Origin of the sequence: Legionella fallonii LLAP-10, assembly GCF_000953135.1 — a bacterium.
GTDB classification, from domain to species: domain Bacteria; phylum Pseudomonadota; class Gammaproteobacteria; order Legionellales; family Legionellaceae; genus Legionella; species Legionella fallonii.
Window position 1 is genome coordinate 3,539,362 of the sequence record NZ_LN614827.1, and the last position, 23,630, is coordinate 3,562,991.

Sequence of the window (23,630 nt, forward strand, 5' to 3'; positions counted from 1 at the left end):
AAGAGTAAATAGTAATGAAAGATCGTTACGGTAGAAAATTCCACAGAAACGAAATCCTCAATGCAGATCTAGTGGGCATCACCGAGATAAAGGCGTTAGATGATTTCACAGCTGAAGAGCTAAAAGAACAGGCCGTACTAATCACTGATCCCGATGGTCGTAAAAGATTGTATTTATTCTCTGAACTTCAAGAACATTTCAAAGCAAGTCATTACTGTCGTTTAGTGGATCCTTTAACGAGACAAGACATTATTAACCAAGTACCTGAATTTCAACCTGGAATTGAATTCGAACAAAATGCCCCTCATTATAATGCCCATATCTTAGACAAGCATCCTGAGTTTATTCCCCTATTAAAAACTTATGTCAAAGAAATATTAAACATAAACGATAAAATGGCATTCATAGATACAGATAAAGACGATATTTTCGCTAACAAAAGTGAAGAGTTAGATAGATTCTATCAAGCTGTTGCGGATATGCCTCCCCAAAAACAGGATGCATTTTTCTCTTTATTTATTACTAATAGGACACTCTATAGAACATTAACGCCTAGAGGAGAACTATGGACTTTTCCTGCTAAATGGATCCCCAATGAGCACGATCCTGTAGAGCAAAATAATTATCAATGGGCGATAGAGTTTGGAAAATATAGCCCCTATGGACAAAGAAATGTCTTGACCGGTGATGCTTTTTCAAACCCGGAAAATGCTTGTTTGCACTCATGGGGAATGGATGTCTTATATCTTTTATTAGAATATCATATTGGTACTAATAAACCGTTTCAACTCTTTGCTCTAGAGACTAACGAAAGTTCCTATAGAATGGAGGAAGCCCTTAGGCAAAGGATTAAACAACAAATTGCCCCGGGCTCACTAAATCCACAAAAAGGACAAGAAGCTTTTAAGCAAGCTCAAGAAGCGGCTAACCATAATTCTGAACCAGAACCTATAGAGCCTGGAGATACCCTAGAATCTACAACAACGATAGCCAAATTAGATAAATCATGTACCCAATACATGGACTATATTCTGGCAAAGTTGAAGAGAGAAAAAGGAGGTAATTACCCATTACCCAATGAGCTGTCCTCTCAAAATGATTCCTTGAGCAAAAAATACAAAGCGGTATATGAACTATATGTTTCATTACACCAGCAAGGACCTTTGCTTGATGATGACGATCGCCTCGATGAATTTACTAACCTATATAACCAAAAAAACAGACAGGAAACCATTGCGTCACACAGAGACTCGTTTGGGATAAGACTCTTAAATATGGTGGCGTCTATATTATCTTTAGGTATAAAGAATCTAATAACCAGTTATTTTACTGAAGGCTATTATGGATTTTGGAACTCTAGAGGGGCCAATTTTAATGAGGATGTCTCTGCTACATTAACTAAGCCCTTAACAATAAATCAGTAAAAATAGGCTTGTTTCTGTAGTGTCGCCCGACAAAATATCCTCGCCATAACTCCTATTCGAAAAATCACGCGAATAGGAGCAGCCATATTTCTTTGTCGCCTTCCTTATAGCGTCGGGCAATTTGTTGCTCGACCGACAATACCAAAGACTATTCCATAATCCCACCGCCTTTATTAGTGCGCCGTAAATAATCGACAAGATTTCTTGGTCTATAAGTCTTATCTTGCTGATAGCGCTCTAAAACAGAAACATGTATTGATTGACAACTTTCTTTGCCTTCAGGCTCTATTTCTTCCCCTATCCTGCGATAATAGGGAGGGAATAATCTATACAAACCGGTTCTGGAGTTGCTATATGTTTGCATCCAATCAGGTTTAAAATCAATGGCCTTAAACCCTAGTCCCAAATTTGTTGCTTTATCAATTATCCACTGCAGCGTAATATCAGATAGCCCTATTGCTCCACCACCGCCTACATCATCATGTACGCCAATAAACCAAACTTGCTCCATAACCTGATGGACATCCACTTTATCTTTCATCCATAATGCTGGTTTAAAAAAAATTCGCTGTTCATCAATAGCGATTGCTTGATAAGCATAGGCCACCGTAGGACTGAGATTATAATCATGAAAGCTATACCTTTTGGTAAAAATACCATTGAGTAATAATGGATTTCCTAAGGTACCCACCGTATCCCATACGCCAAGAAATTTAATAGGAGTACTTTCCTCCACAGCATATTGCTGGCGAAAAAGTGCCGTCTTAGCGTTACCCTCAGGTGTATTTAATGTCCTTGAATTATAAAGATGAAACCCTTCCTCCACTTTATTTATACTATCAATACGAACTATTCCACAATGTTGAATCAGGCCAACTAATTCGCGTACAGTAAATGCTCCGCGGCTAAAACCCAAAAGAAACAATTCATCACCGGGTTCATAATGTTGTACGAGATAACGATAAGCATTTAATATATTTTTAAACAAACCGTTACCAGTGATTCCATCGATTAAACGCCGCAATAGGCTGCCATGAGTGCCAACACCAGGTTCATAAAATAATTTTTGTTCTACACCTAAATAGATATCTAATACTGCATTAGCAACTTTCACTACATTAGTTATCGCGGGTAGCCCATTAACTTGAATATTGCGATAATCCCAAGTCCCATCACAACAAATGATAATTCGTTTCATAAAATCAGATCACTAATGGGCTCAACAGTATTAACAGGTAATTGGTTTTGATAAGGAAAAATAATATGCTCATCCATATTATCACCTAGTTTTATTTTATGATTTTTAGTTAAACCTAAAATTGTTGCCTCATGAATGCATCGCTCTAATTCGTGGATAAGCGCTTTTGTTTGCTTATAAAGTAATCCAGAAAAGACTTGATTCTTTTTGAAATAGTCATCACGTAGAATCTTTCTGAACGCCATCAAATCAAACTCTTTTTCAGGGGTTTCTTTAAAACAAGACAAAATAGTATGCAAGGTATTTATTTGCTCCTTTCTTTTTTCTCTCATAAAGAAGGTTAAAAAACTATTGGAGCCCTCTAACAGAGTAGTAACATGAAGTTGCATCTTTGCTTTTAACCTCTTTATCACGTGAGGTAAATTAACACTAAGTGCTTTTTTTCTCTGTTCAAGAATCACTCCGCGTAGTGCTTGTAACTTTGCCCCTTCCTCCAACCAAGAAGAGTCATTAAGTTCTCCCTCACTCGCACCTAAAAAACACAACATCTTTAAGACATTATCATGTAATCCTACAGAGTTTTTCGAAATAAAAGATCGCTGTAATCGATAACTATTAAAAGAAAAAGGCTCTATCTTTTCACGCATATATTTTGAATGAAACACATGCCCCTGAAATAAAGCGTCTGCAATTGCTAGAGGACCTGTTGTACAGACTACAATTGATTTTAGATAAAGTGATCGTTCTTTTCTCATGAGTACAGTAACTAATTCTCTATCGGGCAATGACAGCATTTTTTTAATTTCATAATATTCCTGACTAAAAAACAACCATTTAATTAGTCCAAGTTGCTTCTTAAGATCTTCTCGTAGCTTTTCTATTATGGACTCATCCGTGTCTGTTGGAGAAACCCGATGAAAATCAATAAACCTCTTCTCATCACTCATTATTTTATTAATATGCCCTCTGAGCTTGCGTGATGAGATTGGTTTCGTTATTGGAAAAATAGACTTTGATTTAGCAATGTATATTGATTCTGAACGATTGCGCAAAAAACCAAATAGATAACGATTAATCAGGCTATCGCCAACAAGTTCTTTTTCTGTTTTTTCTATAAAATCATTAGTATAGGTATTTAAAATCTTGATAAATCCATCTTGTATTTTTTCTATATCGCCTTGCGCCGCAAGAGGGTCAACCACTGCGATGTAATCATTGTTAGATAGAATAACTTCCTTATTTCTAATTTTTAAACTACCAATATTCATCAATAAAGGTGAATGAACCTCAACTGTATCAGAAAGCATAGAGGTATCTACAGGAACATCAAAGTCAGTGTAAGTCCCACATGAATAAACAGGAGACAACCATCTAATAATGTCGCTGGCAACGGCTAAATTACCACCATGATGCAAATAATTAATTTCATCTTGATAATATTCATATAATTTTTTTTCTCTATCCGTCTTAAGCAATGCAGCCAATTGAGCCGCATCGATAGGAATAATTGAATATTCACCGCAAAATTGATGTAAATCGGCAACAGTATGGGTCTCTAATAACGATGAATCATATACCAGATTTATCGAGTCCTCTGAATTTCTGTAACGCATCTCAATTAAACGCATCTGATTTTCATCATTCAGAAATACATTAGGATCATTACTAAACCAAATTTTTACGTGAAAATGTGGGTTATATAGATATTGTTGTTTTTGTTTTGACATATGAAAATTCCATTTAAATATGTAAAAATTCCATAACTCACTTAGCCATTTTATTACACGCTATAAAGACCAGACTGATAGGATTTATCCATCCACTATAGAAACAGCTGCATATCCCGATAATCACTTCAAGTCTGCTTATTAAAATTATAAAACATAAAAATCATTCTTGTGGGGCAAGACGATTAAAATTTTATGAGAAATATTAATTAGGCCTCTTTCGATACAATAGAGTTTCGCAAGAAGTCTATTATTTATAATAAAATTAATTGATATTATCTTAAGCGCCGTTGTCTGATTGTCTTGATACCTGAGTTGCCAAATATTTTTCCATATTAGATAATTCTCCGTTATATCCATAAAAAGGAAGATTCTAGTGAAGCGATCGATGTTCGTATGGTTTTTGCTTATTTATTTTGTTAAACAAGTTGTCTATGCCCAAACTTTACCAGAGAAAATTGATGCGTTAATTAAAAAGGAATTACCTCTTGCAACTGTTGGCATTCTTGTTAAAGATGCGCAAACAGGCCAAGTCATTTATAAGAAAAATGCGGATACTTTGTTATATCCCGCCAGTAATATCAAATTATTTACTGCCGCATCGGCATTATATCAATTGAAACCTAACTATCATTTTTTAACCACTTTATCCCAAAAGAATAATAACTTTTATATCACCTTTACAGGTTCACCCTCGTTAACCATTGCTGAATTTAGCGATTTGTTACTCAAAATTAAAAAAAGTAATAGTAAAACAATTAATGGCAATATCATTATAGACAGCACTCATTTTAAGGCGCCCGCTTATCCTGGAGGGGTATCTTACGATGATCTCGGTTGGTACTACACTGCACCAACTACTGCGTTGATCTTAAATGAAAATGCTGAAACCTATGAAGTAATTAGCTCCAAAAAATTGAGACAAGCAGTGACCATAAAACCCAAGGCAGAAGAGAAAAATTTAACTATTATTAATCAAATTATCTCTGTAGATAAGGAGGAAGAAAAAGATCATTGCAGTTTTAATATAGAAATTGAGCCTCATAATACACTGCGTCTCTATGGCTGCATGGTTCAAGAGAAAGCCCCGAAAGCAATTCAGTTGGCTGTTCCTGATCCAGTTTACATGGCAAAAGACATTATTAAGAAAACCCTAAAACAAAACAATCTAACATTAAAAGGACAAATCCTCGAAGGAAAGGCTCCACTTGATGCTCAAGTGATTGCCCAACATCAATCTCACGATTTAGTGCAGCTTATTACTCACATGTTGAAAGAATCAGATAATCTCTATGCCAATAGCTTAACCAAAGAATTAGCCTTTTCTGTAACAAAAGAGGGATCTATCAAACAAGGCATATTCGCTATGAAACAAATATTAGCGGAACATACTAATGTGAATATGAATCAAATTGAACTCACAGACGGTATGGGAACCCGCTATAATCTGGCAACGCCAAGACAACTTGTCTTGCTTCTGGCAAATTTGTATAACGATAAAGAATTGCGCCCTATTATAATAAAAGCACTACCTCAAGCAGGGGTGTCAGGAACCTTAATAGGTAGAATGAAAAAGACGAAGTTAGAAAAACTGGTAATTGCTAAGACAGGAACCATGCATGATATCTCATCTTTATCGGGTTATATTGTTAATCCTAAAGCAAGAACGTTGATCTTCTCCATAATAATCAATGGCGTAAATAAACCTATAAATGTTGCAAAAACACTCGAAGAACAAATTCTATTAACTATTGTTGGAGATATTCCAAGTACTCCTGAAATTGAAAATGCTTACGGTTAAAGAATATCTTCTTAGATTCACTCGTCACAGAAGGTATGAATGAACATTCACATTGACAGAGCTGATCATATTGTTTTGACCATCGCCGACATTGATAAGACTGTAAAATTTTACCAAACCGTGTTAGGTATGAAAAATTAAGGAATTTATATACTGTGGAACGGTTCGTGACTGGGGATACAACTTAACGTAAGTTTCGGATAAGACAGAGTTTTTAGCCTGGGTGCGGCACTAGCGTAACCCAGGATCAAAATAGACTTTATTGCACCTTATTAGCGATACAAAGAACGTCTAATGCGGTGTTTATCCTGACTTTTCCTGCCACATCGTTCCTGAGTTATGCTAACGCTGTCCCCAGGCTACATCCTGCAACCTTATCCGACTCCCACGATGCGGAGAGAGGACAAAAGAGGAATAATATTTCGACAGCACGAAAAGTCCTCTCGCCCCTGAGGTATCCCCACAAAATTATAACATCTCTCGAATTACCGCGGCTTGATCACGGTATCCACACGTTGCTTTATTAAATCACCTCTATCTCTTCAATGAAGTTGTTAAAAACGAGTCTATTTCTTGGGCTTAAACTAACAATTACCCCTCTTGTAGATACAGGGGTCAAGCCACGGTAATTCGATCTTTAATCAATATTGGGGGGAATACATCAGCCCTCGCCCGCGCAAGGAGTTTTGTTTGGAAATCGATAATAAATCGCGGGAGAGGGCTAGGGAGGGAGAGGGTATTAGCAACATCACCTAAGCTCTATTTACTTGCCAAAACACCATCTATCTGATGTAAATGCTTTTCTAAAGAGCCTTTATTATTCTCAAGGACTGCAGTTGCGTTTGTGACCATACGCTTTTGTAACTCTTGATTTGTGTGTAATTCAATAATGGCATCAATTAACTCGTCAGCTTGACTGACCAAACGAATTGCCTGTGCTGCTTCTAGATCACGACAAATAGTTTTAAAATTATGAACTTGTTTACCACTAAACACGGGGACATTCATGGCAATTGGCTCAAGCACATTATGACCGCCAACAGGCACAAAACTACCGCCAACAAAGGCAAAATCACTAATCAGAAATAATCCTAAAAGTTCGCCAAGGCTATCTAATACAACGACTTCATTGTCTCTGGATAAAGTATCAACAGTACTTCGCAATCCCGTATTAAATCCTGCCTGAACGCATAATTGATATACCGTTTGGAAACGCTCCGGATGACGTGGGGCAATTAATAAAACAACTTCAGGTATAGCCTTTTGTAATTTTCTTAAATGCGCCAGAATTTGTGACTCTTCATCTTCGTGGGTACTGGCTGCAATTACGGCGATTCGGTCTGCACCCCAATGCTCTTTTAGTGCATTAAATTTCCCACTATCTACAGTATGCGTTTGTAAATCAAATTTCATATTACCTAATACATGAACTAAATTTTCTTTAGCGCCTAAAGCAATAAACCGTTTAGCATCATCCTCACTTTGCGCTAAGATACCAGTAAATTGATTTAACACGGGTTTAAACAAAAACTTAAATTTCATATAGCCTTTTAAAGAACGCTCTGATAAACGTGCATTAGCCAGTAACAAAGGCACCTTAGCAGCGTGCGCTTGATAAATCAAATTAGGCCATAATTCGGTTTCCATGATGACACCAACTCGAGGTTTTTGTCTTTTAAAAAACCGCTTAAGCACATCAGGTAAATCATAAGGCACATATCGATGAGCCACTTTGCTACCAAAACGAACCTGTACTCGTTCAGAACCAGTTGGCGTCATTGTAGTGACTAGTACAGACCAGTTTTTGTCTAACATAGCATCGATTAACGGGGTAGCGGCAATAACTTCCCCTAAAGAAACAGCATGTACCCAAACATCAAAACCACTATTCTCTTTCTTATCCAGGCAAAATCGTTCTAATATACGCTTTCTATAAGCGGGTAAGCGTCTACCTTTCCACCATAAACGTAATAGTAAATAGGGAGTCAGTAAATACATCAAAAAGGAATAAATAAAACGCATAAAAATACCAATACAAAAAAGCAACAGTATATACCTAAAGCAGCCAATTATGCGATATGTTACAATTTAATTAAAACCTGTCACTTAACTCAGTCCTTTAAAAGCGTTACTTTTAAATTAGACTTTCTTATATAGCTGGCAGATTTTGCTTTGGTGTAAGGCGTCCCTGTTTTGATGAGTAAATAACGTAAACAAAAAAGTAGAGGATGTTTGCTATGGATGAAATCTATTCCATGGCCTAAAGTATAGACAATAGCTGGACTGATTCAATTTCTCAAGGGAATTATTTAGCAATGAATATTCGGGATTTTTTTATAACAAATGCCTGGTGGGGAAAAGTTCTCGGAGCTTGTTTTGGCTACATGATTCATGGCCCAATGGGAGCAATGTTTGGCATACTGCTGGGTAATTTTTTTGATAAAGGCTTGGCAAATCATTTTTCTAATCCTCATTTTTTATATCATGCGGAAAAACGTAAAATAGTTCAAAAAATATACTTTGAAGCGACGTTTAGCATTATGGGTCACATAGCAAAAGCGGATGGTCGCGTTTCCGAACAAGAAATTGAAATGGCCAGGTTACTTATGACGGAAATGCACCTGAATCGTGAACAAAAAGAATTAGCCAAGCACTTATTTAACGAAGGCAAACAAACTTATTTCAAATTGGATGCAGTCCTCACTCAATTGCAAAATGCCTGTAAAGATAATCGTGAATTGTTAAAATTATTCATAGACATCCAATATAGGGCAGCACAAGTCGATGGTTTATCCACAAAAAAAATTCAGGCCTTGGATCTCATCCTGTCTCGATTGGGGTTTGCCCCTTTACATCAGCAATATCGCTTCTACGAAGACTTTAATTACACGGCTTATCATCACTACCAAGAATATCAAGAACAACAACGCCAACAAAATCAACAAAAAAATAATACAAACTCTTCTTCATCCTCTTACAAACAAAATTATTATAAGCCAAGAGCTTCTGTAAATCATCTCGACCATGCCTACGCATTGCTTGAAGTCCCCGCCAATGCAAGTAAGCAAGAAGTCAAACAGGCTTATCGGCGCTTATTAAGTCGAAATCATCCCGACAAATTAATTGCTCAAGGTTTGCCCGAAGAGATGATTAAAATGGCAAATGATAAAACACAAAAAATAATGAAAGCTTATGAATTAATTTGTAAAACTAAGGGTTGGTAAAACGATTATTCGGGTTCAATCGGATCATCAATAAATCCGGCCCAATCAGAGTGATCTACTTTGGCAATATGGCTAGCTGCCGAATAAACTGGTTCAATATAAGAAACCAAAATTGGTGGGGGCTCAGGTTCAGACTCTGGCAATTTGGCCATCCAACCATGAATAAAAGCCAACAACATTTTTTGACTGTAGCGATAATCATGATGTGCCCCAGGCATCTCAATAGATTGATAGTTATGCCTCCCAAACTCCTTCTCTCTTACCTCCATTTGATATAACACGGCATCGTAATCGAATTGACCGGCTATATCGAATACAGGAAAACGCAGTTTTTTAAGTTTACTCCAATTAGTATCGTCATAAGCAGAAAGCATGATCAATCCATTGATCATTTTAGACTGAGGCCTACTAAAATACTCCAAGGATTGATTCAGTTGCTCTCCATAATGAACCAATACAATACGTTTATTTTTGTGTTCACGTAGAATATTAATAGTAGGTGGAATTTGTTTTACCCAAGGAACAGGGCTGTCTTTAGTACAATTTAATAAAACTACAGACCAGCCATAACTAGATAATTGTTCAGCAACATGAGTTAATAAAATGGGAGATTGAACCACATCCTCACCACCGCTAATAAGCAAGACCGCACCATAATGCTTATTACCAGCGGGCCAATAAGACAAATCGATAGGATTCTGATTTACTTTAATTACCAGAGTGTCTGCCCCGCAGTGGGAGCTGAATAAGAGTAGAAGAAAAAGAAAAGCAGTCCTTATGAAATGGTTCATATATCCCTAAAAACCTTTTATTCTGCCCACCGCGCTTTATGCGCGGCATCTAGCAGTTCGCTCTCTAATAGAGAGAATGTTTCTAATTTCTAATAGCATTTTGGATACCGTGCATACAGCACGGCTCTACTAATATCCTAATACTTTTAATAATAAACTGTAACAGCCCTTATTCATTTGAAAATTCGACGCCCGCTTCGTCCAGCATGACACGAGCTTTCTCTGATAAAATTTTATGGGCTAATGCTGTCGGATGTACCAAATCAAAAAATAAATAACCATCACAAGCATCACTACCTATTTTAGGTTGAGTGCGAGCAACAATATTTAAAACTGATTTGTTAGTTAAATCATCAACTACAGAATTAACGCACGTCTCCGTGATGTTATTAAATCCATATTCTCCTGCATGTTCAAGTACGTCATCAAAAGCTCTATTTAGATCAAAAAACAACCACTCAATATCTGGATATTTTTGTTTCAAATCAGCAATGGTCTCATTTAATGATTTATTATGTTGCGTTGAGAAATAACTAAAGACATCGGCTGAGCCAAACTCATATGCGGCAGGTGTACGTCCTAAATCAGGTATGTTGAGAAGTAATATGTGCTTAGCACCTTTTTGCACTAAACGATCTAATCCTCGAGCAATACCTGTATTCACCTGTTTTAAAGTTTGCTCTACCTCACTTGGCATACCGAGATAATTATTCGCACCAATCCAGACAACATAAAGGCTGTCAGCATTTGCCTCTTTATAATCATCAAAGTAATTGTCCATCTCTCTTTTTAGAGTGAATAGTGCATCGTCGCCATCATCATCCGATACCCCTGACCCACCAAAAGCATAATCAAGCAAATGAGATTGAGGATCTTTAGGAAAATACGAAGCAGTTAAGTGTTCAATCCAGACAGGACCATTAGAGAAACGTCCTTCAAAATATGGTGGTGATTGAGGTAATTGATGTTTCATAAATTCATAAAGATTTCCATTATCAGACAAACTATCCCCAAATACGACTATGTTGTGAAGCGGAGTTGCTGCAACAATGCCAGAGAATAAAAAAGCACCTATGGTTGTTATTAGCTTCATGGATACCCTTAATTAATTGATTTTTTTTAGAAAAAAAAGGTTCATCATTATATTACAAAATAAGGCAATTAATCAATTTTCTCATGATCTTATTAAAGTGATAATGAAGCATCACTTTTCTATTGCTCTATGAACCTAACCTATTTATAGTGACTATTTATGGGCACTGACGCCTCCAAATAATAGACCTCTTCAGGGAGACTGTAATGACTAAGTTTGAAAAGGACTTCTTACTACAATGCCTAGACTCTATAGCAACTATTATCTCAGATAAAGAAGAGATAAAAAGGGTCGTTTTAATTTTTAGTCAAGGTAATGAGGAAGATCCACGTTACCAAATACAATCAAAAATTACTGATTCAGCAGACTGGACGGCCGAAGAAAAAATTGTACTATCAGCTGCTGTTTTTGAGGCAACAGCCCGTGCCAGCTTTCAGTTTTGCACTCGTGAAGTATTAACCTCTAAGGTAGAGGCAGCAACCACTTTGCTCAGAGACCGCTATTTGTCTTTAATTACCCAAAATACAGAGTCAGACAATAGATTGGCTTCGGTAAGAAAGAACATCGACCAGATTAAATTACAAATTGATAAGGAACCGGTCGAAGTATCTAAGCATTATTCTGATGAAGGATCTAATCCATATACCTTCTTCAAGGTTGCTGCTGTTGTGGGATTAGGGCTAGCTGCAATAACTACTGTAGCGTTCACACGATAATAGCGTTAGCACCTCTACCCCTCTTCCTCGAGGGAGAGGGGATAAGAGATGAAATAATCGATAGCACGAAAGATCCCTCGCCCGCGCAAAGTGTTTTTTGTTTAGAAATCGATAACAAATCGCGAGAGAGGGTTAGGGAGAGGCCTTAGAAATGCATTTCCGCCTTCACCTAACGCTATAAGCCCAAATGACCCAACTTACTTTATTACGCCTCACTACCAATCAAAGTGATGTTCAACTGGCGGCCACAAACCCAGGCCTTAGTTAAATCTTGCATTACCTCTTTAGACATCCCTTTAGGCAAACGTACGGTGGAATGCTCTTCATGAATTTTAAGGCCAGTAATGAACTTACTTTGCAAACCGGCTTCATTAGCAATAGCACCAACGATATTACCTGGTTTGACTCCATGAACTTTACCCACATCAATACGGAATAGATCTTGAGATGATGATACATCACCACTAAATTTTCTGCGGTTATCGCCCAAAGTCTTGCGATCATTGCCAAAACCTTTTTTATCACCACCAAAACTTCTTCTATCATCGCCGCCGCGAGAACGTTCAAATTTACCATTGGAACGCCCTTCTTTTGCTGGCTGTGATGCTGATTTTGGTGAAGACATTTCTTTTTGCCACGGTTTGTCTTTATGCAATAATAAAGCGAGAATTGCGGCAACATCTAAAGCAGAAACATTACTTTCCTTAATATATTCTTCAATAATACGCTTATATGAATGAAGATTAGCATGCTCTAAGCGAGCGGTAATGTTTGCCAAAAAGCGCTGCTGTCGAGCAACTTGAATCATATGATCATTAGGAACATTCACTTTTTCTATACGTTGACGAGTATGTCTCTCAATAGAGCTAATTAAACGAGACTCTTTAGGTGTCACAAATAAAATAGTCACCCCAGAGCGACCCGCTCTTCCAGTTCGACCAATACGATGAACATAAGTTTCGTTATCATGTGGCATATCGTAATTAATCACATGAGTTACTCGTTCTACGTCCAATCCGCGAGCAGCAACATCAGTAGCCACAAGAATGTCTATAGCTCCTTGCTTAAACTGAGCAATAATTCGCTCACGCAATGCTTGAGTAATATCACCATGAATGGCCATTGCCCTTAATCCATGCTCTTGTAATAATTCAGCCACTTCTTCGGTACTATTCTTGGTACGAACAAAGACAATCACGCCTTGATATTCTTCTACTTCTAGCACCCTAATCAATGCATCAGGCTTTTGATGGCCTGCAGCAAATAAAAAGCGTTGCTCAATACTCTTCACTGTAGCTGTTTCCATACGAATTTCGACAGAAGCAGGGTTATTTAAGTAAGTATTCGCTATTTGGCGTATACGATAAGGCATAGTAGCAGAAAACAAAGCCATTTGTTTATTTTCTGGTAATTTTGCTAAAATAGTTTCAACATCTTCTATAAATCCCATGCGCAACATTTCGTCTGCTTCATCAAGGATAAAGGTATTCAAACTACCTAAAGGTAAAGTACCTCTATCTATATGATCCAGTATGCGGCCAGGAGTACCAACCACTACTTGAGCGCCGCCACGTAATTGCTTTAATTGACGCCCATAATCTTGTCCACCGCATAATACAGCAATAGTAACACCCCGTTGATGAGCGCTTAACAATTCAAATTGCTCTGCGACTTGAATCGCTAATTCACGGGTAGGTGCTAAAATTAACGCCTGAGTGCTCTGCACTGTCGGTGATAAATTTTGTAAAATAGGTAATGCAAATGCAGCAGTTTTACCTGTTCCTGTTTGAGCCAAAGCAATTGCATCTCGCCCTTCTAATAGCAAGGGAATAGTTTGAGCCTGAATTGGCGATGGCTTGATAAACTTCATATCCTCTAGCGATTTATTTAACGCGGCTGAAAAATTAAAAGAAGTGAAGTTTGTTATTTCTTGAGTCATAAAGATCCTGATAAAATAAAGCGTAAACGAAATAAGGTTAAGTAACGTGAGTTCGAAATAAACAATAAGTATATTGTTATATGTCTACGCTACGTTAATTAATACAAAAATTACATAACCGCTTACGACTACCAGTCCTCTCAAAACTTAGCGAGGAATCTCTTGAAAATAACAAAGCCATGAACAGTTATAAAATTGAACAGTATAATAACAAAATAAGCAAGATTTTGCACTATATTTATTATTTTTCTCTTTACAGAGAATGACTTACTTATTGAATAATATAGTTTTTTTCAGTTAAATTAGATTTAAAAATAATTTTTTCTCTGCGATTTTATTGGCTATGTTTGCAATTTAGTCCTACTCTTATGTGCCGCGACTTGTTCGCGACATCCAGGAAATGGTTAAATAAAAATAAACGCAATTTAGCAAATTGTGGTCTTGATAAATGCCGCGAACACGCCGTGACACATAAGCAGCATTACCATTAATATTAAGCAATAAATACTACTTAAGCTCTAAATGACTTCCCTCAAAATTTGCCAACAACCCGTTATATTAAAGCAGCCAAACGACATGCCTGATCAATAGCGTGACGCGCATCCAATTCTAATGCCTTATAAGCACCACCCACTAAATGAACTGACTTTCCAGCTTGTTTTAAAGGGTTATACAGGTCTTTGAATTCAATCTGTCCTGCGCAAATAACAATGGTATCCACTGCCAGTAATTGCGGCTGACCATCTAGAGTAAGGTGTAATCCTTCATCATCAATTAAGTCATAAATTACTCCAGAGATCATTTGGACTTGTTTATGCTTTAGACTTAAACGATGAATCCAACCGGTTGTTTTACCTAAACGTTTCCCCATTTTTTCTTTCTTACGTTGTAACAAATAAACCTCACGCGGACTCGAAGAGCGTTTGGCCTCTTTCACTCCGCCTCGGTGTAGTCCTGTGACATCAATACCCCATTCATCATAAAATTGTTCTTTACTTGCGTGATGCTCATGAGTCAAAAACTCAGCAACATCAAAGCCAATGCCGCCTGCACCAATAATGGCCACCCGAGCTCCGACCTCCTTGCGCCCCATAATCACATCGATGTAACTCACGACTTTCTTATTATCTATACCTTTTATATCAGGGACTCGCGGCTTAATTCCGCTAGCTAGAATGACTTCATCAAAGTCCTCTAGCATAGAAGCTGTTGCTTCAGTATTTAAACGAATATCGACTTTAAATTTTTGCAGTTGATAATTAAAATAATTAAGCGTATGTTGAAATTCTTCTTTACCTGGAATTCGTTTTGCTAAATTAAATTGTCCTCCAAGACCATCGTTTTTCTCAAACACAGTTACCTTATGTCCCCGCTCTGCGGCTACTGCTGCAAAAGCAAGACCGGCTGGCCCCGAACCAACAACAGCAACAGATTTGGGTTGATGTACTGCTTGATAGACTAACTCTGTTTCATTGCATGCTTGTGGATTAACCAAACAAGATGCTGTTTTGTGAACAAATACCTGATCCAAACAGGCCTGATTACACGCAATACATACATTAATAGCATCACTTTCCCCTAATTTGGCTTTTTCAACAAACAGAGGATCCGCTAAAAATGGTCTTGCCATAGAAACCATATCGGCCATGCCCGACTCTACTACGTGATTGGCCAACTCCGGTGTATTAATACGATTAGAAGTAATCACGGGTATAGTGACTTCAGGCTTTAAATGTTGGGTTATATGAGTAAATGCTGCAGAGGGCACCATGGTGGCAATGGTTGGTATACGTGCTTCATGCCAACCAATACCTGTATTAATAATGCTAGCCCCCGCTTGCTCTATTGCTTTGGCTAAAGTGACGATTTCATCCCAACTACTGCCTTGAGCAATTAAATCCAACATGGACAAACGATAAATAATGATAAATTTCTCGCCTACGACCTCTCTAACTTGGCGAACCACCTCAACGGGAAAACGGATACGATTCTCATAACTCCCCCCCCATTCATCTTGACGTTGATTGGTATGAGATACGATAAATTGATTAATTAAATACCCTTCACTTCCCATAATCTCCACGCCATCATATCCAGCGAGCTGAGCCAGACGAGCACAACGAGCAAAATGGTTGATGGTTTTCTTAATCCGATTTTTACTCATGACCCAAGGTTTAAATGGGCTAATAGGGGATTTAATGCCACTGGGAGCGACAATGAAAGGATGATAACCATAACGTCCTGCATGTAGAATTTGCAAGGCGACTTTTCCCCCTGCCTCATGCACTGTATGCGTGACTACTTCATGTTTTTGTTGTTCTTTATGATTAGTCAATTTTGCTGAAAACGGAGCCAGACGTCCAGCACGATTTGGAGCAAAACCTCCGGTAACAATTAGAGCGGCGCCACCTAATGCCCTAGCGCGATAAAATTCTGCTAAACGTTTTAAACCTTCTTTATCCTCTTCAAGCCCCGTATGCATAGACCCCATGAGTACTCGATTTTTTAACTGAGTAAATCCTAAATCTAAAGGCTGAAACAGGGATTTAAAAGGGGTATTATCAATTCTCAATTCCATGAGGACTCTCTAATAATTAAATACTTAACAAAGAAGTATAAACCCTACTGGTTATACAGCAACCACTTTTTTATCTAAAGGCATATTTAAGTCATCTTTTGTTTGATAGTGACGAGAAATTAAAGCACCAAACAATGCCAGCCCACCACCAATTAAAGAAATTAATGAGGGTTGTTCGCCCAGGACAATAAAACCCAACACGGTAGAAACTATGGGCAAAGAGTATAAAGTAGTCGAAGCTGTAGATGCAGTCAGTTTTTTCAGTACATAACTCCACCCAACATAAGCTAACGCGGCGGGGAAAATCCCCATATAAACCACCGCAGCAGTAGACTGATAATCAGCTATTTTAATCTCTTTCACTAAATCAGGAGTATAGAGCAATAACAGTAAAGTCCCCCCCCACATGACCCAAGCAATAGTAGTAACAGGATGGTATTTATTCAAAAAATTCTTTTGGATAATGGTTAAAATAGCCCCCATCAAAGCAGACACTAACACCAATAAAATACCTTGCCTCATCTCGCTATGGAAACCTTCACCAATGGCCAATAAAAATAAACCCAACAGGCTAATTAAAATCCCTACCCATGCAGCCCCGGCTAATTTTTCCTGAAAAAAAATGAAAGAAAACAATATAGTAATTACCGGCATTAAACCTACAATGAAACTAGCCACTCCCGCCGACACCGAAATTTCACCGTAATTAAGGCAGATATTGTAAATACCAATGCCCAGCATTCCCCCAATGAGTAATTGCACGCGATCTTTCCATGGCATCTGTTTTCTAACTTCTTGATAATGATAAATAACCGCTATAAAGAAAGAGGCAACAAGAAAACGCAATAAAGCAAGAGGCCCTGGAGAATAGTCGGCCAGAGCAATTCTTATTCCAACAAATGCTGAGGCCCATAAAACGATAGTGCCTACTAAAATACAATTCACTTTGAAGGATTGCATAATTCAATACCGAAATAAGCAAGAAGAATATTCTATCAGAGACGCTGCAAACCAACCAGTCTGCATAGGACCTGAGACCATTGGTCTCTTTTAGAAGTAGGCATTGTATGCCTACCGCCTCGATTAAGTTAAAGATAACCTAAGAAATAACACATAGCATAAAGACTGCAGATTATGACCTATTACTTAAACGAGAGTATGATGAATATAGTGACACTAAAATACACAACTGACTTCATTCTAAGATTGGTTTTCTAAACTATTTTGATGAACAACAAACACGCACAGATAAAGTGTTTGATGCATTAAAGCAACGACAAAAATCACGTAACATCTTAATAAACCCGAGATGACATTTTTTCTCGAACTTATTGATAAGTTACAAAATTATCCCATAACCACTTATTTTCAAAGAAAAAATTTAATCAATACAGGTCTAGAATAAATCCTCTTCTTGAGTAATACTAGCTAAAAAATAACTCAAGGAAAGAGAATGAATAAACTAATTGCGCTATTTATTGGTTCTTTATTCAGCATCAATGCAATTCATGCTGCATCCATTACAGCGACGATACATGCAACAGGCGCCAATCAAGAATCTTTAGGAACGGTTATCTTTAGTGAAACCCCTTATGGATTGCTCATTGTTCCTGACTTACATAACCTGCCCGCAGGATTACACGGATTCCATCTTCACCAACACCCCAATTGTGGAAACAGCGGCATGAGCGCTGGAGGACATTATGATCCAGCCAATACTAATAGCCATCAGGGCCCTTATGGCAAAGGACATTTGGGAGATTTACCCGTTCTCTATGTTACTAGTGAGGGCAAAGCAAACACCCCTACTTTAGCTCCTCGTTTAAAATTAAAAAATTTGAAGGGTTTAACCGTAATGATCCATGCCAATGGCGACAATTATAGTGATACTCCCCCATTAGGTGGCGGCGGTGCTCGTGAAGCCTGTGGTGTGATTGGTAAGACTTAATCTAAAGTGCCCCCGACTAAACTTTAGACGAATGAAGCAAAGGATCATATCAATATACATGACTGAAGCCGAGTGAGCTTGCAACGCTGTATAAAGTTAAGTGGGGTACGCTATATCTCATCAACTGGCTAACTGCCTGCAAACAAAAACAGCATGAATCACTGCACTAATCCTACCAATACGCGCAATAGTAGCAGCTGACAACCCATGCTCCTGCAATTGACGCGTGTGTGAACTAATGCAAGTGCCACATCCATTAAGTGCAGAAACCGCTAAAGACAAAGTTTCGAAAGTCACTCTATCCACCCCAGGATTCATCATTCCTTGCATGCGTAACCCCGCAGGAATATGCCCAACCTCCGCGCTTCCAGTGAGATGGGTGAAACGATAATAAATATTAGTCATAGCCATTAAAGAAGCAGCCAATTGCGCCGCATTGACTAATGGCTCATCAGTAATTGCCTCTTTCAACTCCGTAACGAGTTCTTTATCACCTAAAGAATAAGCAACAGCCAGGGCAGAACCTAAGATCTGCCCTTCAGTTAACCCATCATTTTGTGATAAATCCAATACTTTACTAAGATTTAAGCGAATATCTTTAGCAATATCTGGAATACCTTGTTTTATATTCTCTAACATGATGCATACCTCAATTCAGAGTTATTATAGATGAATAGTTTCTTCGCCTTTTTTCCAATTACACGGGCAGAGCTCATCTGTCTGTAACGCATCGAGGACTCGTAAGACCTCATTAGTATTGCGCCCAACATTTAAATCAGTAACCATCACAAAACGAGTGATACCTTGTGGATCGACAATGAATGTAGCTCGCTGTGCGACTCCTTCTTGCCCATCTAAAACGCCTAAACTTTGAGTTAACTCTCGTTTCACATCAGCCAACATTGGAAAAGGAAGATCTTTTAAATCCGGATGCTGATTCCTCCATGCTAAATGCACAAACTCACTATCGATGCTAGCTCCTAGAACTTGTGCATCTCTGTCGGCAAACTCTGAATTTAACCGACCAAAATCTGCAATTTCAGTGGGACAAACAAAAGTAAAATCCTTAGGCCAAAAAAACACAACCAACCATTTTCCTTGATATGTTTCATTAGTAATCATTTGAAAAGCATTATTCAAATCATTGCTTACGGTGGCCTTTAATTGAAATTGTGGAAATTTTTCACCAACTGTAACCATCATTTTCTCCTCAATAAAATGTTCTTCACTCACTGTTAACTTTAGATGAAAACAATTGATAAATAAAATCAATTATATTTATAAAATCGATAGAAATTATAAATTGATAATGTGTTTTGCAATTCATTATGCAAAAAATTTGGCGTTTATGATTTTTATAAACTACTTTTAAAGAAGGGATAGATAAGGAATATTGTATGAAAGCGCCCTTCTCTGCATTGATAAAATCGTTACAGTCTGTCTTTCATTTGGAAGTAATGAGAAATGGAAAGTACATTTATCCAGCAGTTCAACTGCTGCGAGAAGCCATGGAACATTATAATCCTAATGCTACCAATACGTTCCTCTCTTTGCAAAAAGCGATTATAGACGCAATGCCTTATATTCGAAAAAGGCATGTTAGTCTTGATGTAATTAAAACAGCGATGGATGCTCTAGCAGCAATACACCAAACTCAGTCTATAGATTGGACTAGGGTAAAAACACATACCCAAGCCTCGTCACGCTTTCAGTTTGGCTCTCATCATGCAACAAAAGATACTGATTTAATTACTTGGATTACCAGCAGAACAGGAAAGTCTTTTTTTCAGTTAGAACCGAATGAAGTCACTCAGGCCCTCATTGACAATAAGAATAAACTTGGATTTAGCCAAAAGTTAAGCTCCTATTTGAAAAAAAATCCTGATTTTTTATTTCATCTCATCATGGATTCGGAAAAGAATTTTATTAAAATTTGCCATAGTCGGTTAATTCTCTATTTAACTGATCAACAAATAGCAAAATCAATAATCAAACATATTGCCTCTTTTGTTCATAAAAAGGCCCAGCCCTTTGAACAAGTAGAGCAATTAGTGCATACGCTTAATGATATCTTATCTAATGGGCGATCAATCTCGACCCTATTACGCAATGCTGAAGCAAAACCCATTTTATTCAATTCGATATTTTTTCAACTATATCAAAGTGAAGGCTATGCTAAACATCAAGAACGAGTGCGGCTACCACAAGAAGAGCTTCTTGGTGAAGTGATGAAACCATATTGATGAGAACCAACCAGGCTACAAGTTACTCCTAGTCTTGAATTAAATTTTGTCGGCCAATTTGTTGCCTTTCGTCGCAAGCTCCTTGGACGACAGCACAGTTGGGCTAAACAAAGTGCAGCCCAACTGTGCGTCTCATATCACTTAGTCTAATAAACCTAAAGATTTAACTGTATCGCGTTCTTGTCTAAGCTCATTTAAGGTAGCATTAAATTTTTCACGGCTGTAATCATTTTGTTCCAAGCCTTCGACTACCTTTAACTCACCTTTTTCACGATGGCAAGGGAATGAGAAAATCAATCCTTCATCAACACCGTATTCTCCATCAGAGTGGCGGCACATAGAGAATGACTCACCAGCAGGAGTATCATTTACTAAATGATTAACGCCAGTGATAATGGCATTCGCTGCTGAAGCTGCTGAAGAAGAGCCACGAGCCTTAATCACTGCCGCTCCGCGCTGTTGTACTGTAGAAACAAAAGTATCTTTCAACCAGGCGTCATCATTAATTACTTTCGCTGCAGAAACACCATTAATTTTAGCATTATAAAAATCAGGATATTGCGTAGCAGAATGATTACCCCAAATGGTCATTTCGCTAACAGCAGTAATATCTACCCCTGCTTTTTTCGCTAATTGAGTACGTGCTCTTAACTCATCTAAAGTGGTCATTGCATAAAATCGATCATTAGGAATGTCCTTAGCATGATGCATTGCAATTAAACAGTTAGTATTGCAAGGATTACCCACGACGAATACACGAACGTCATCACTGGCATGATCATTAATAGCCTGACCTTGTTTCGTAAATATTCCGCCATTAATTTGTAATAAATCAGAACGCTCCATGCCTTGCTTACGTGGAACAGAACCAACCAATAAAGCCCAGTTAACTCCGTCCATAGCTTTATTCATATCAGCAGTACACACCACTCTTTTTAATAAGGGAAATGCGCAATCATCAAGCTCCATTGCAACCCCTTCCAGTGCAGGAAGAGCAGGTTCAAGCTCAAGTAAATTTAATTCTACATCAACATGCGCGCCAAACATTTGTCCTGATGCAATACGAAACAATAAAGCATAACCAATTTGTCCTGCGGCACCTGTAACAGCGACTCTAACTCGTTTATTTGTCATGTTATTTCCTCTTATTCAACCACTCTTTAACTAAAAATAGCGCAGCGATACTGCGCGCCTCGGTAAAATCTGGCTTTTCTAATAACTCCATACTCGCACTTAAAGGCCACTCGATCACCTCAGGAGGTTCAGGCTCATCCCCCGGTAAAGGAGAAGGATACAAATCTTGGGCAACTATTAACTCAAGACGAGCACCAAAGTATCCTGGAGCAAGTGTCAACGAGCGAAGCCAATGAAGTTTTCTGGCCGCATAGCCAGTTTCCTCTCGCAACTCCCTATTCGCAGCCTCCACTGGGCTCTCTCCATGATCGATAATCCCTTTAGGAAAGGCTAACTCGTAACTATCAGTTCCTGCACCATATTCTCTAACTAATACTAAAGACTCATCTGGCGTTAAAGCAACAATCAATACTGCGCCATGACCATGACTTTTTATCCGCTCAAAAATCCTTTGCGTGCCATTAGAAAACTCTAAATGCATTTCTTCTATAGTAAACAACCGTGATTTTGCAACTACTGTTCTTTGTTTGCACTTTGGTTTTTCACGCATGATTCGATATCACTTATTTTGTGACAAAACTGCGATCATGATACTATTGCATTCCCAAACAAGCCAGTCTAAAAATAGTAATGCTGCCTTTATCTTTATATATTCATATTCCTTGGTGTATTCGCAAATGCCCTTATTGTGATTTCAACTCTCATAAGAGTCCTGAGATCTTACCTGAACAGAGTTATGTTCAAGCATTAGTTGCTGATTTACAAACAGATGTTTCTTATTTCGGTGCTCGTGAAATTTGCTCCATTTTTATAGGCGGAGGCACCCCCAGCCTTTTTTCTGCAGAAGCATACAGAGTTTTATTTACAGAATTAAAAAAAATACTCCCCTTTGCTCAGAACATAGAAATTACCATGGAGGCCAATCCAGGAAGCGTGGAACAGCAACGCTTTACGGAATATAGACAAATAGGCATCAACCGCTTGTCCTTAGGTATCCAAAGTTTTAATCCTCAGCATTTAAAAGCATTAGGACGCATTCATGATGAGCAACAAGCTCATAGTGCCATCCAAGCAGCACGCCTTGCTGGATTTGACAATTTGAATCTAGACATCATGCATGGTTTACCCCAACAAAGTGTCGCTCAAGGCTTAGAGGATCTGACTACGGCTATAAACTATCAACCAGAACATCTGTCCTGGTACCAATTAACCATAGAACCTAATACTGTTTTTTACAAAGAACAACCCCCTTTACCTTCAGAAGACGATGCGTTTTTGTTAGAAGAGCAAGGATTTAACTTATTAAAAGAGGCAGGGTTTAACCGTTATGAAATTTCCGCTTTTTCTAAACCAAACAAACAAGCTCGGCATAATTTAAACTATTGGTCATTTGGCGATTATTTTGGCATTGGTGCAGGAGCGCATGGAAAATTAACCACCAACCAAGGGGTTCAAAGAACGCAGAAATACAGACAACCCAAAGACTATCAAAATTCAGAAAAACCCTTCCTTGCCACTATGGAATTAGTTGCGGATGAAGAGCTAATATTTGAATTCATGCTTAATACCACACGCCTAGAGCAGCCCATTCCTATGGAATTATTTACTCAAACTACAGGTTTAGATCTCACTCATCTCTTACCCAAATTACAACTCGCCGCAAGCAAAAATCTGATTACCTTCACCGACACTCAATGGCAAATTACTACTTTAGGCAGACGTTACACCAATGATCTGCAAGCCCTCTTTTTGCCCTAGGGCCGGTTCGACTACACCCCGATCTTTAGCATTAAAACTTTAGGTTGCTAGAAAAT

General features: G+C 38.1%; 20 protein-coding genes. 8 read left to right on the forward strand and 12 right to left on the reverse strand.

What is annotated here, in order from left to right:
* Positions 1-14: 14 nt before the first annotated feature.
* Positions 15-1,424, forward strand: a complete 1,410-nt coding sequence (locus LFA_RS14805; protein WP_045096861.1) for a hypothetical protein — start codon at positions 15-17, stop codon at positions 1,422-1,424.
* Positions 1,425-1,572: 148 nt separating this feature from the next.
* Here the strand turns inward: LFA_RS14805 and LFA_RS14810 are convergent, their stop codons facing one another.
* Together LFA_RS14810 and LFA_RS14815 are read right to left on the reverse strand one after the other, a co-directional pair.
* Positions 1,573-2,622: a DUF2235 domain-containing protein gene (locus tag LFA_RS14810; RefSeq protein ID WP_045096862.1), complete on the reverse strand. Its 1,050-nt coding sequence runs from the start codon at positions 2,620-2,622 to the stop codon at positions 1,573-1,575.
* Complete coding sequence (locus LFA_RS14815) at positions 2,619-4,349, reverse strand: glycosyltransferase family 88 protein (RefSeq protein WP_045096863.1); 1,731 nt, start codon at positions 4,347-4,349, stop codon at positions 2,619-2,621. Before LFA_RS14815 ends, LFA_RS14810 begins: the two co-directional genes overlap by 4 nt.
* Before the next feature lie 376 nt (positions 4,350-4,725).
* Between LFA_RS14815 and dacB the strand changes: the two genes are divergently transcribed.
* Positions 4,726-6,150, forward strand: a complete 1,425-nt coding sequence (gene dacB / locus LFA_RS14820) for a D-alanyl-D-alanine carboxypeptidase/D-alanyl-D-alanine endopeptidase (RefSeq protein ID WP_231865858.1) — start codon at positions 4,726-4,728, stop codon at positions 6,148-6,150.
* Between the two features lie 39 nt (positions 6,151-6,189).
* Complete coding sequence (locus tag LFA_RS19600) at positions 6,190-6,291, forward strand: VOC family protein (protein WP_084602203.1); 102 nt, start codon at positions 6,190-6,192, stop codon at positions 6,289-6,291.
* A gap of 618 nt (positions 6,292-6,909) precedes the next feature.
* On the opposite strand, the gene waaA is transcribed toward LFA_RS19600, so the two are convergent.
* Positions 6,910-8,172 (reverse strand): lipid IV(A) 3-deoxy-D-manno-octulosonic acid transferase, encoded by a 1,263-nt coding sequence (gene waaA, locus LFA_RS14825; protein WP_045096865.1) that lies wholly within the window; start codon positions 8,170-8,172, stop codon positions 6,910-6,912.
* A gap of 293 nt (positions 8,173-8,465) precedes the next feature.
* Between waaA and djlA the strand changes: the two genes are divergently transcribed.
* Positions 8,466-9,374: a co-chaperone DjlA gene (gene djlA / locus LFA_RS14830; RefSeq protein ID WP_045096866.1), complete on the forward strand. Its 909-nt coding sequence runs from the start codon at positions 8,466-8,468 to the stop codon at positions 9,372-9,374.
* Positions 9,375-9,379: 5 nt separating this feature from the next.
* Here the strand turns inward: djlA and LFA_RS14835 are convergent, their stop codons facing one another.
* Positions 9,380-10,165, reverse strand: a complete 786-nt coding sequence (locus LFA_RS14835) for an ATPase (protein ID WP_045096867.1) — start codon at positions 10,163-10,165, stop codon at positions 9,380-9,382.
* 169 nt (positions 10,166-10,334) lie between these two features.
* On the reverse strand, positions 10,335-11,258 hold the full coding sequence (gene plaA / locus LFA_RS14840; protein ID WP_045096868.1) for a GDSL family lysophospholipase PlaA: 924 nt from the start codon (positions 11,256-11,258) through the stop codon (positions 10,335-10,337).
* Between the two features lie 206 nt (positions 11,259-11,464).
* Here plaA and LFA_RS14845 point away from each other — a divergent pair, with 206 nt between their 5' ends.
* A complete protein-coding gene (locus LFA_RS14845; RefSeq protein ID WP_045096869.1) occupies positions 11,465-11,974 on the forward strand; it encodes a hypothetical protein in 510 nt (169 codons plus the stop codon).
* A 205-nt stretch (positions 11,975-12,179) separates the two neighbouring features.
* On the opposite strand, the gene LFA_RS14850 is transcribed toward LFA_RS14845, so the two are convergent.
* The 3 genes from LFA_RS14850 to LFA_RS14860 all read right to left on the reverse strand — a co-directional run bounded on the left by LFA_RS14850 (position 12,180) and on the right by LFA_RS14860 (position 17,451).
* Positions 12,180-13,913: a DEAD/DEAH box helicase gene (locus tag LFA_RS14850; RefSeq protein ID WP_045096870.1), complete on the reverse strand. Its 1,734-nt coding sequence runs from the start codon at positions 13,911-13,913 to the stop codon at positions 12,180-12,182.
* 553 nt (positions 13,914-14,466) lie between these two features.
* Positions 14,467-16,491 carry an NADPH-dependent 2,4-dienoyl-CoA reductase gene (locus tag LFA_RS14855; RefSeq protein ID WP_045096871.1) on the reverse strand — a complete coding sequence of 675 codons (2,025 nt, stop codon included), beginning with the start codon at positions 16,489-16,491 and terminating at the stop codon, positions 14,467-14,469.
* A gap of 51 nt (positions 16,492-16,542) precedes the next feature.
* Positions 16,543-17,451 carry a DMT family transporter gene (locus tag LFA_RS14860; protein ID WP_045096872.1) on the reverse strand — a complete coding sequence of 303 codons (909 nt, stop codon included), beginning with the start codon at positions 17,449-17,451 and terminating at the stop codon, positions 16,543-16,545.
* Positions 17,452-17,944: 493 nt separating this feature from the next.
* Between LFA_RS14860 and LFA_RS14865 the strand changes: the two genes are divergently transcribed.
* Positions 17,945-18,439 carry a superoxide dismutase family protein gene (locus LFA_RS14865; protein ID WP_045096873.1) on the forward strand — a complete coding sequence of 165 codons (495 nt, stop codon included), beginning with the start codon at positions 17,945-17,947 and terminating at the stop codon, positions 18,437-18,439.
* 120 nt (positions 18,440-18,559) lie between these two features.
* On the opposite strand, the gene LFA_RS14870 is transcribed toward LFA_RS14865, so the two are convergent.
* Both LFA_RS14870 and LFA_RS14875 read right to left on the reverse strand, forming a co-directional pair.
* A complete protein-coding gene (locus tag LFA_RS14870; RefSeq protein WP_052673993.1) occupies positions 18,560-19,078 on the reverse strand; it encodes a carboxymuconolactone decarboxylase family protein in 519 nt (172 codons plus the stop codon).
* Between the two features lie 24 nt (positions 19,079-19,102).
* A complete protein-coding gene (locus LFA_RS14875; RefSeq protein WP_045096875.1) occupies positions 19,103-19,639 on the reverse strand; it encodes a peroxiredoxin in 537 nt (178 codons plus the stop codon).
* A gap of 197 nt (positions 19,640-19,836) precedes the next feature.
* Between LFA_RS14875 and LFA_RS14880 the strand changes: the two genes are divergently transcribed.
* Positions 19,837-20,682, forward strand: coding sequence for a hypothetical protein (locus LFA_RS14880; RefSeq protein WP_045096876.1), 846 nt, complete (start codon positions 19,837-19,839; stop codon positions 20,680-20,682).
* A 141-nt stretch (positions 20,683-20,823) separates the two neighbouring features.
* Here the strand turns inward: LFA_RS14880 and LFA_RS14885 are convergent, their stop codons facing one another.
* Together LFA_RS14885 and nudE are read right to left on the reverse strand one after the other, a co-directional pair.
* Positions 20,824-21,816 carry a malate dehydrogenase gene (locus tag LFA_RS14885; protein WP_045096877.1) on the reverse strand — a complete coding sequence of 331 codons (993 nt, stop codon included), beginning with the start codon at positions 21,814-21,816 and terminating at the stop codon, positions 20,824-20,826.
* A 1-nt stretch (position 21,817) separates the two neighbouring features.
* Positions 21,818-22,366 carry an ADP compounds hydrolase NudE gene (gene nudE, locus LFA_RS14890; protein ID WP_045096878.1) on the reverse strand — a complete coding sequence of 183 codons (549 nt, stop codon included), beginning with the start codon at positions 22,364-22,366 and terminating at the stop codon, positions 21,818-21,820.
* 80 nt (positions 22,367-22,446) lie between these two features.
* Here nudE and hemW point away from each other — a divergent pair, with 80 nt between their 5' ends.
* A complete protein-coding gene (hemW, locus tag LFA_RS14895) occupies positions 22,447-23,574 on the forward strand; it encodes a radical SAM family heme chaperone HemW (protein ID WP_045096879.1) in 1,128 nt (375 codons plus the stop codon).
* Positions 23,575-23,630: the final 56 nt, after the last annotated feature.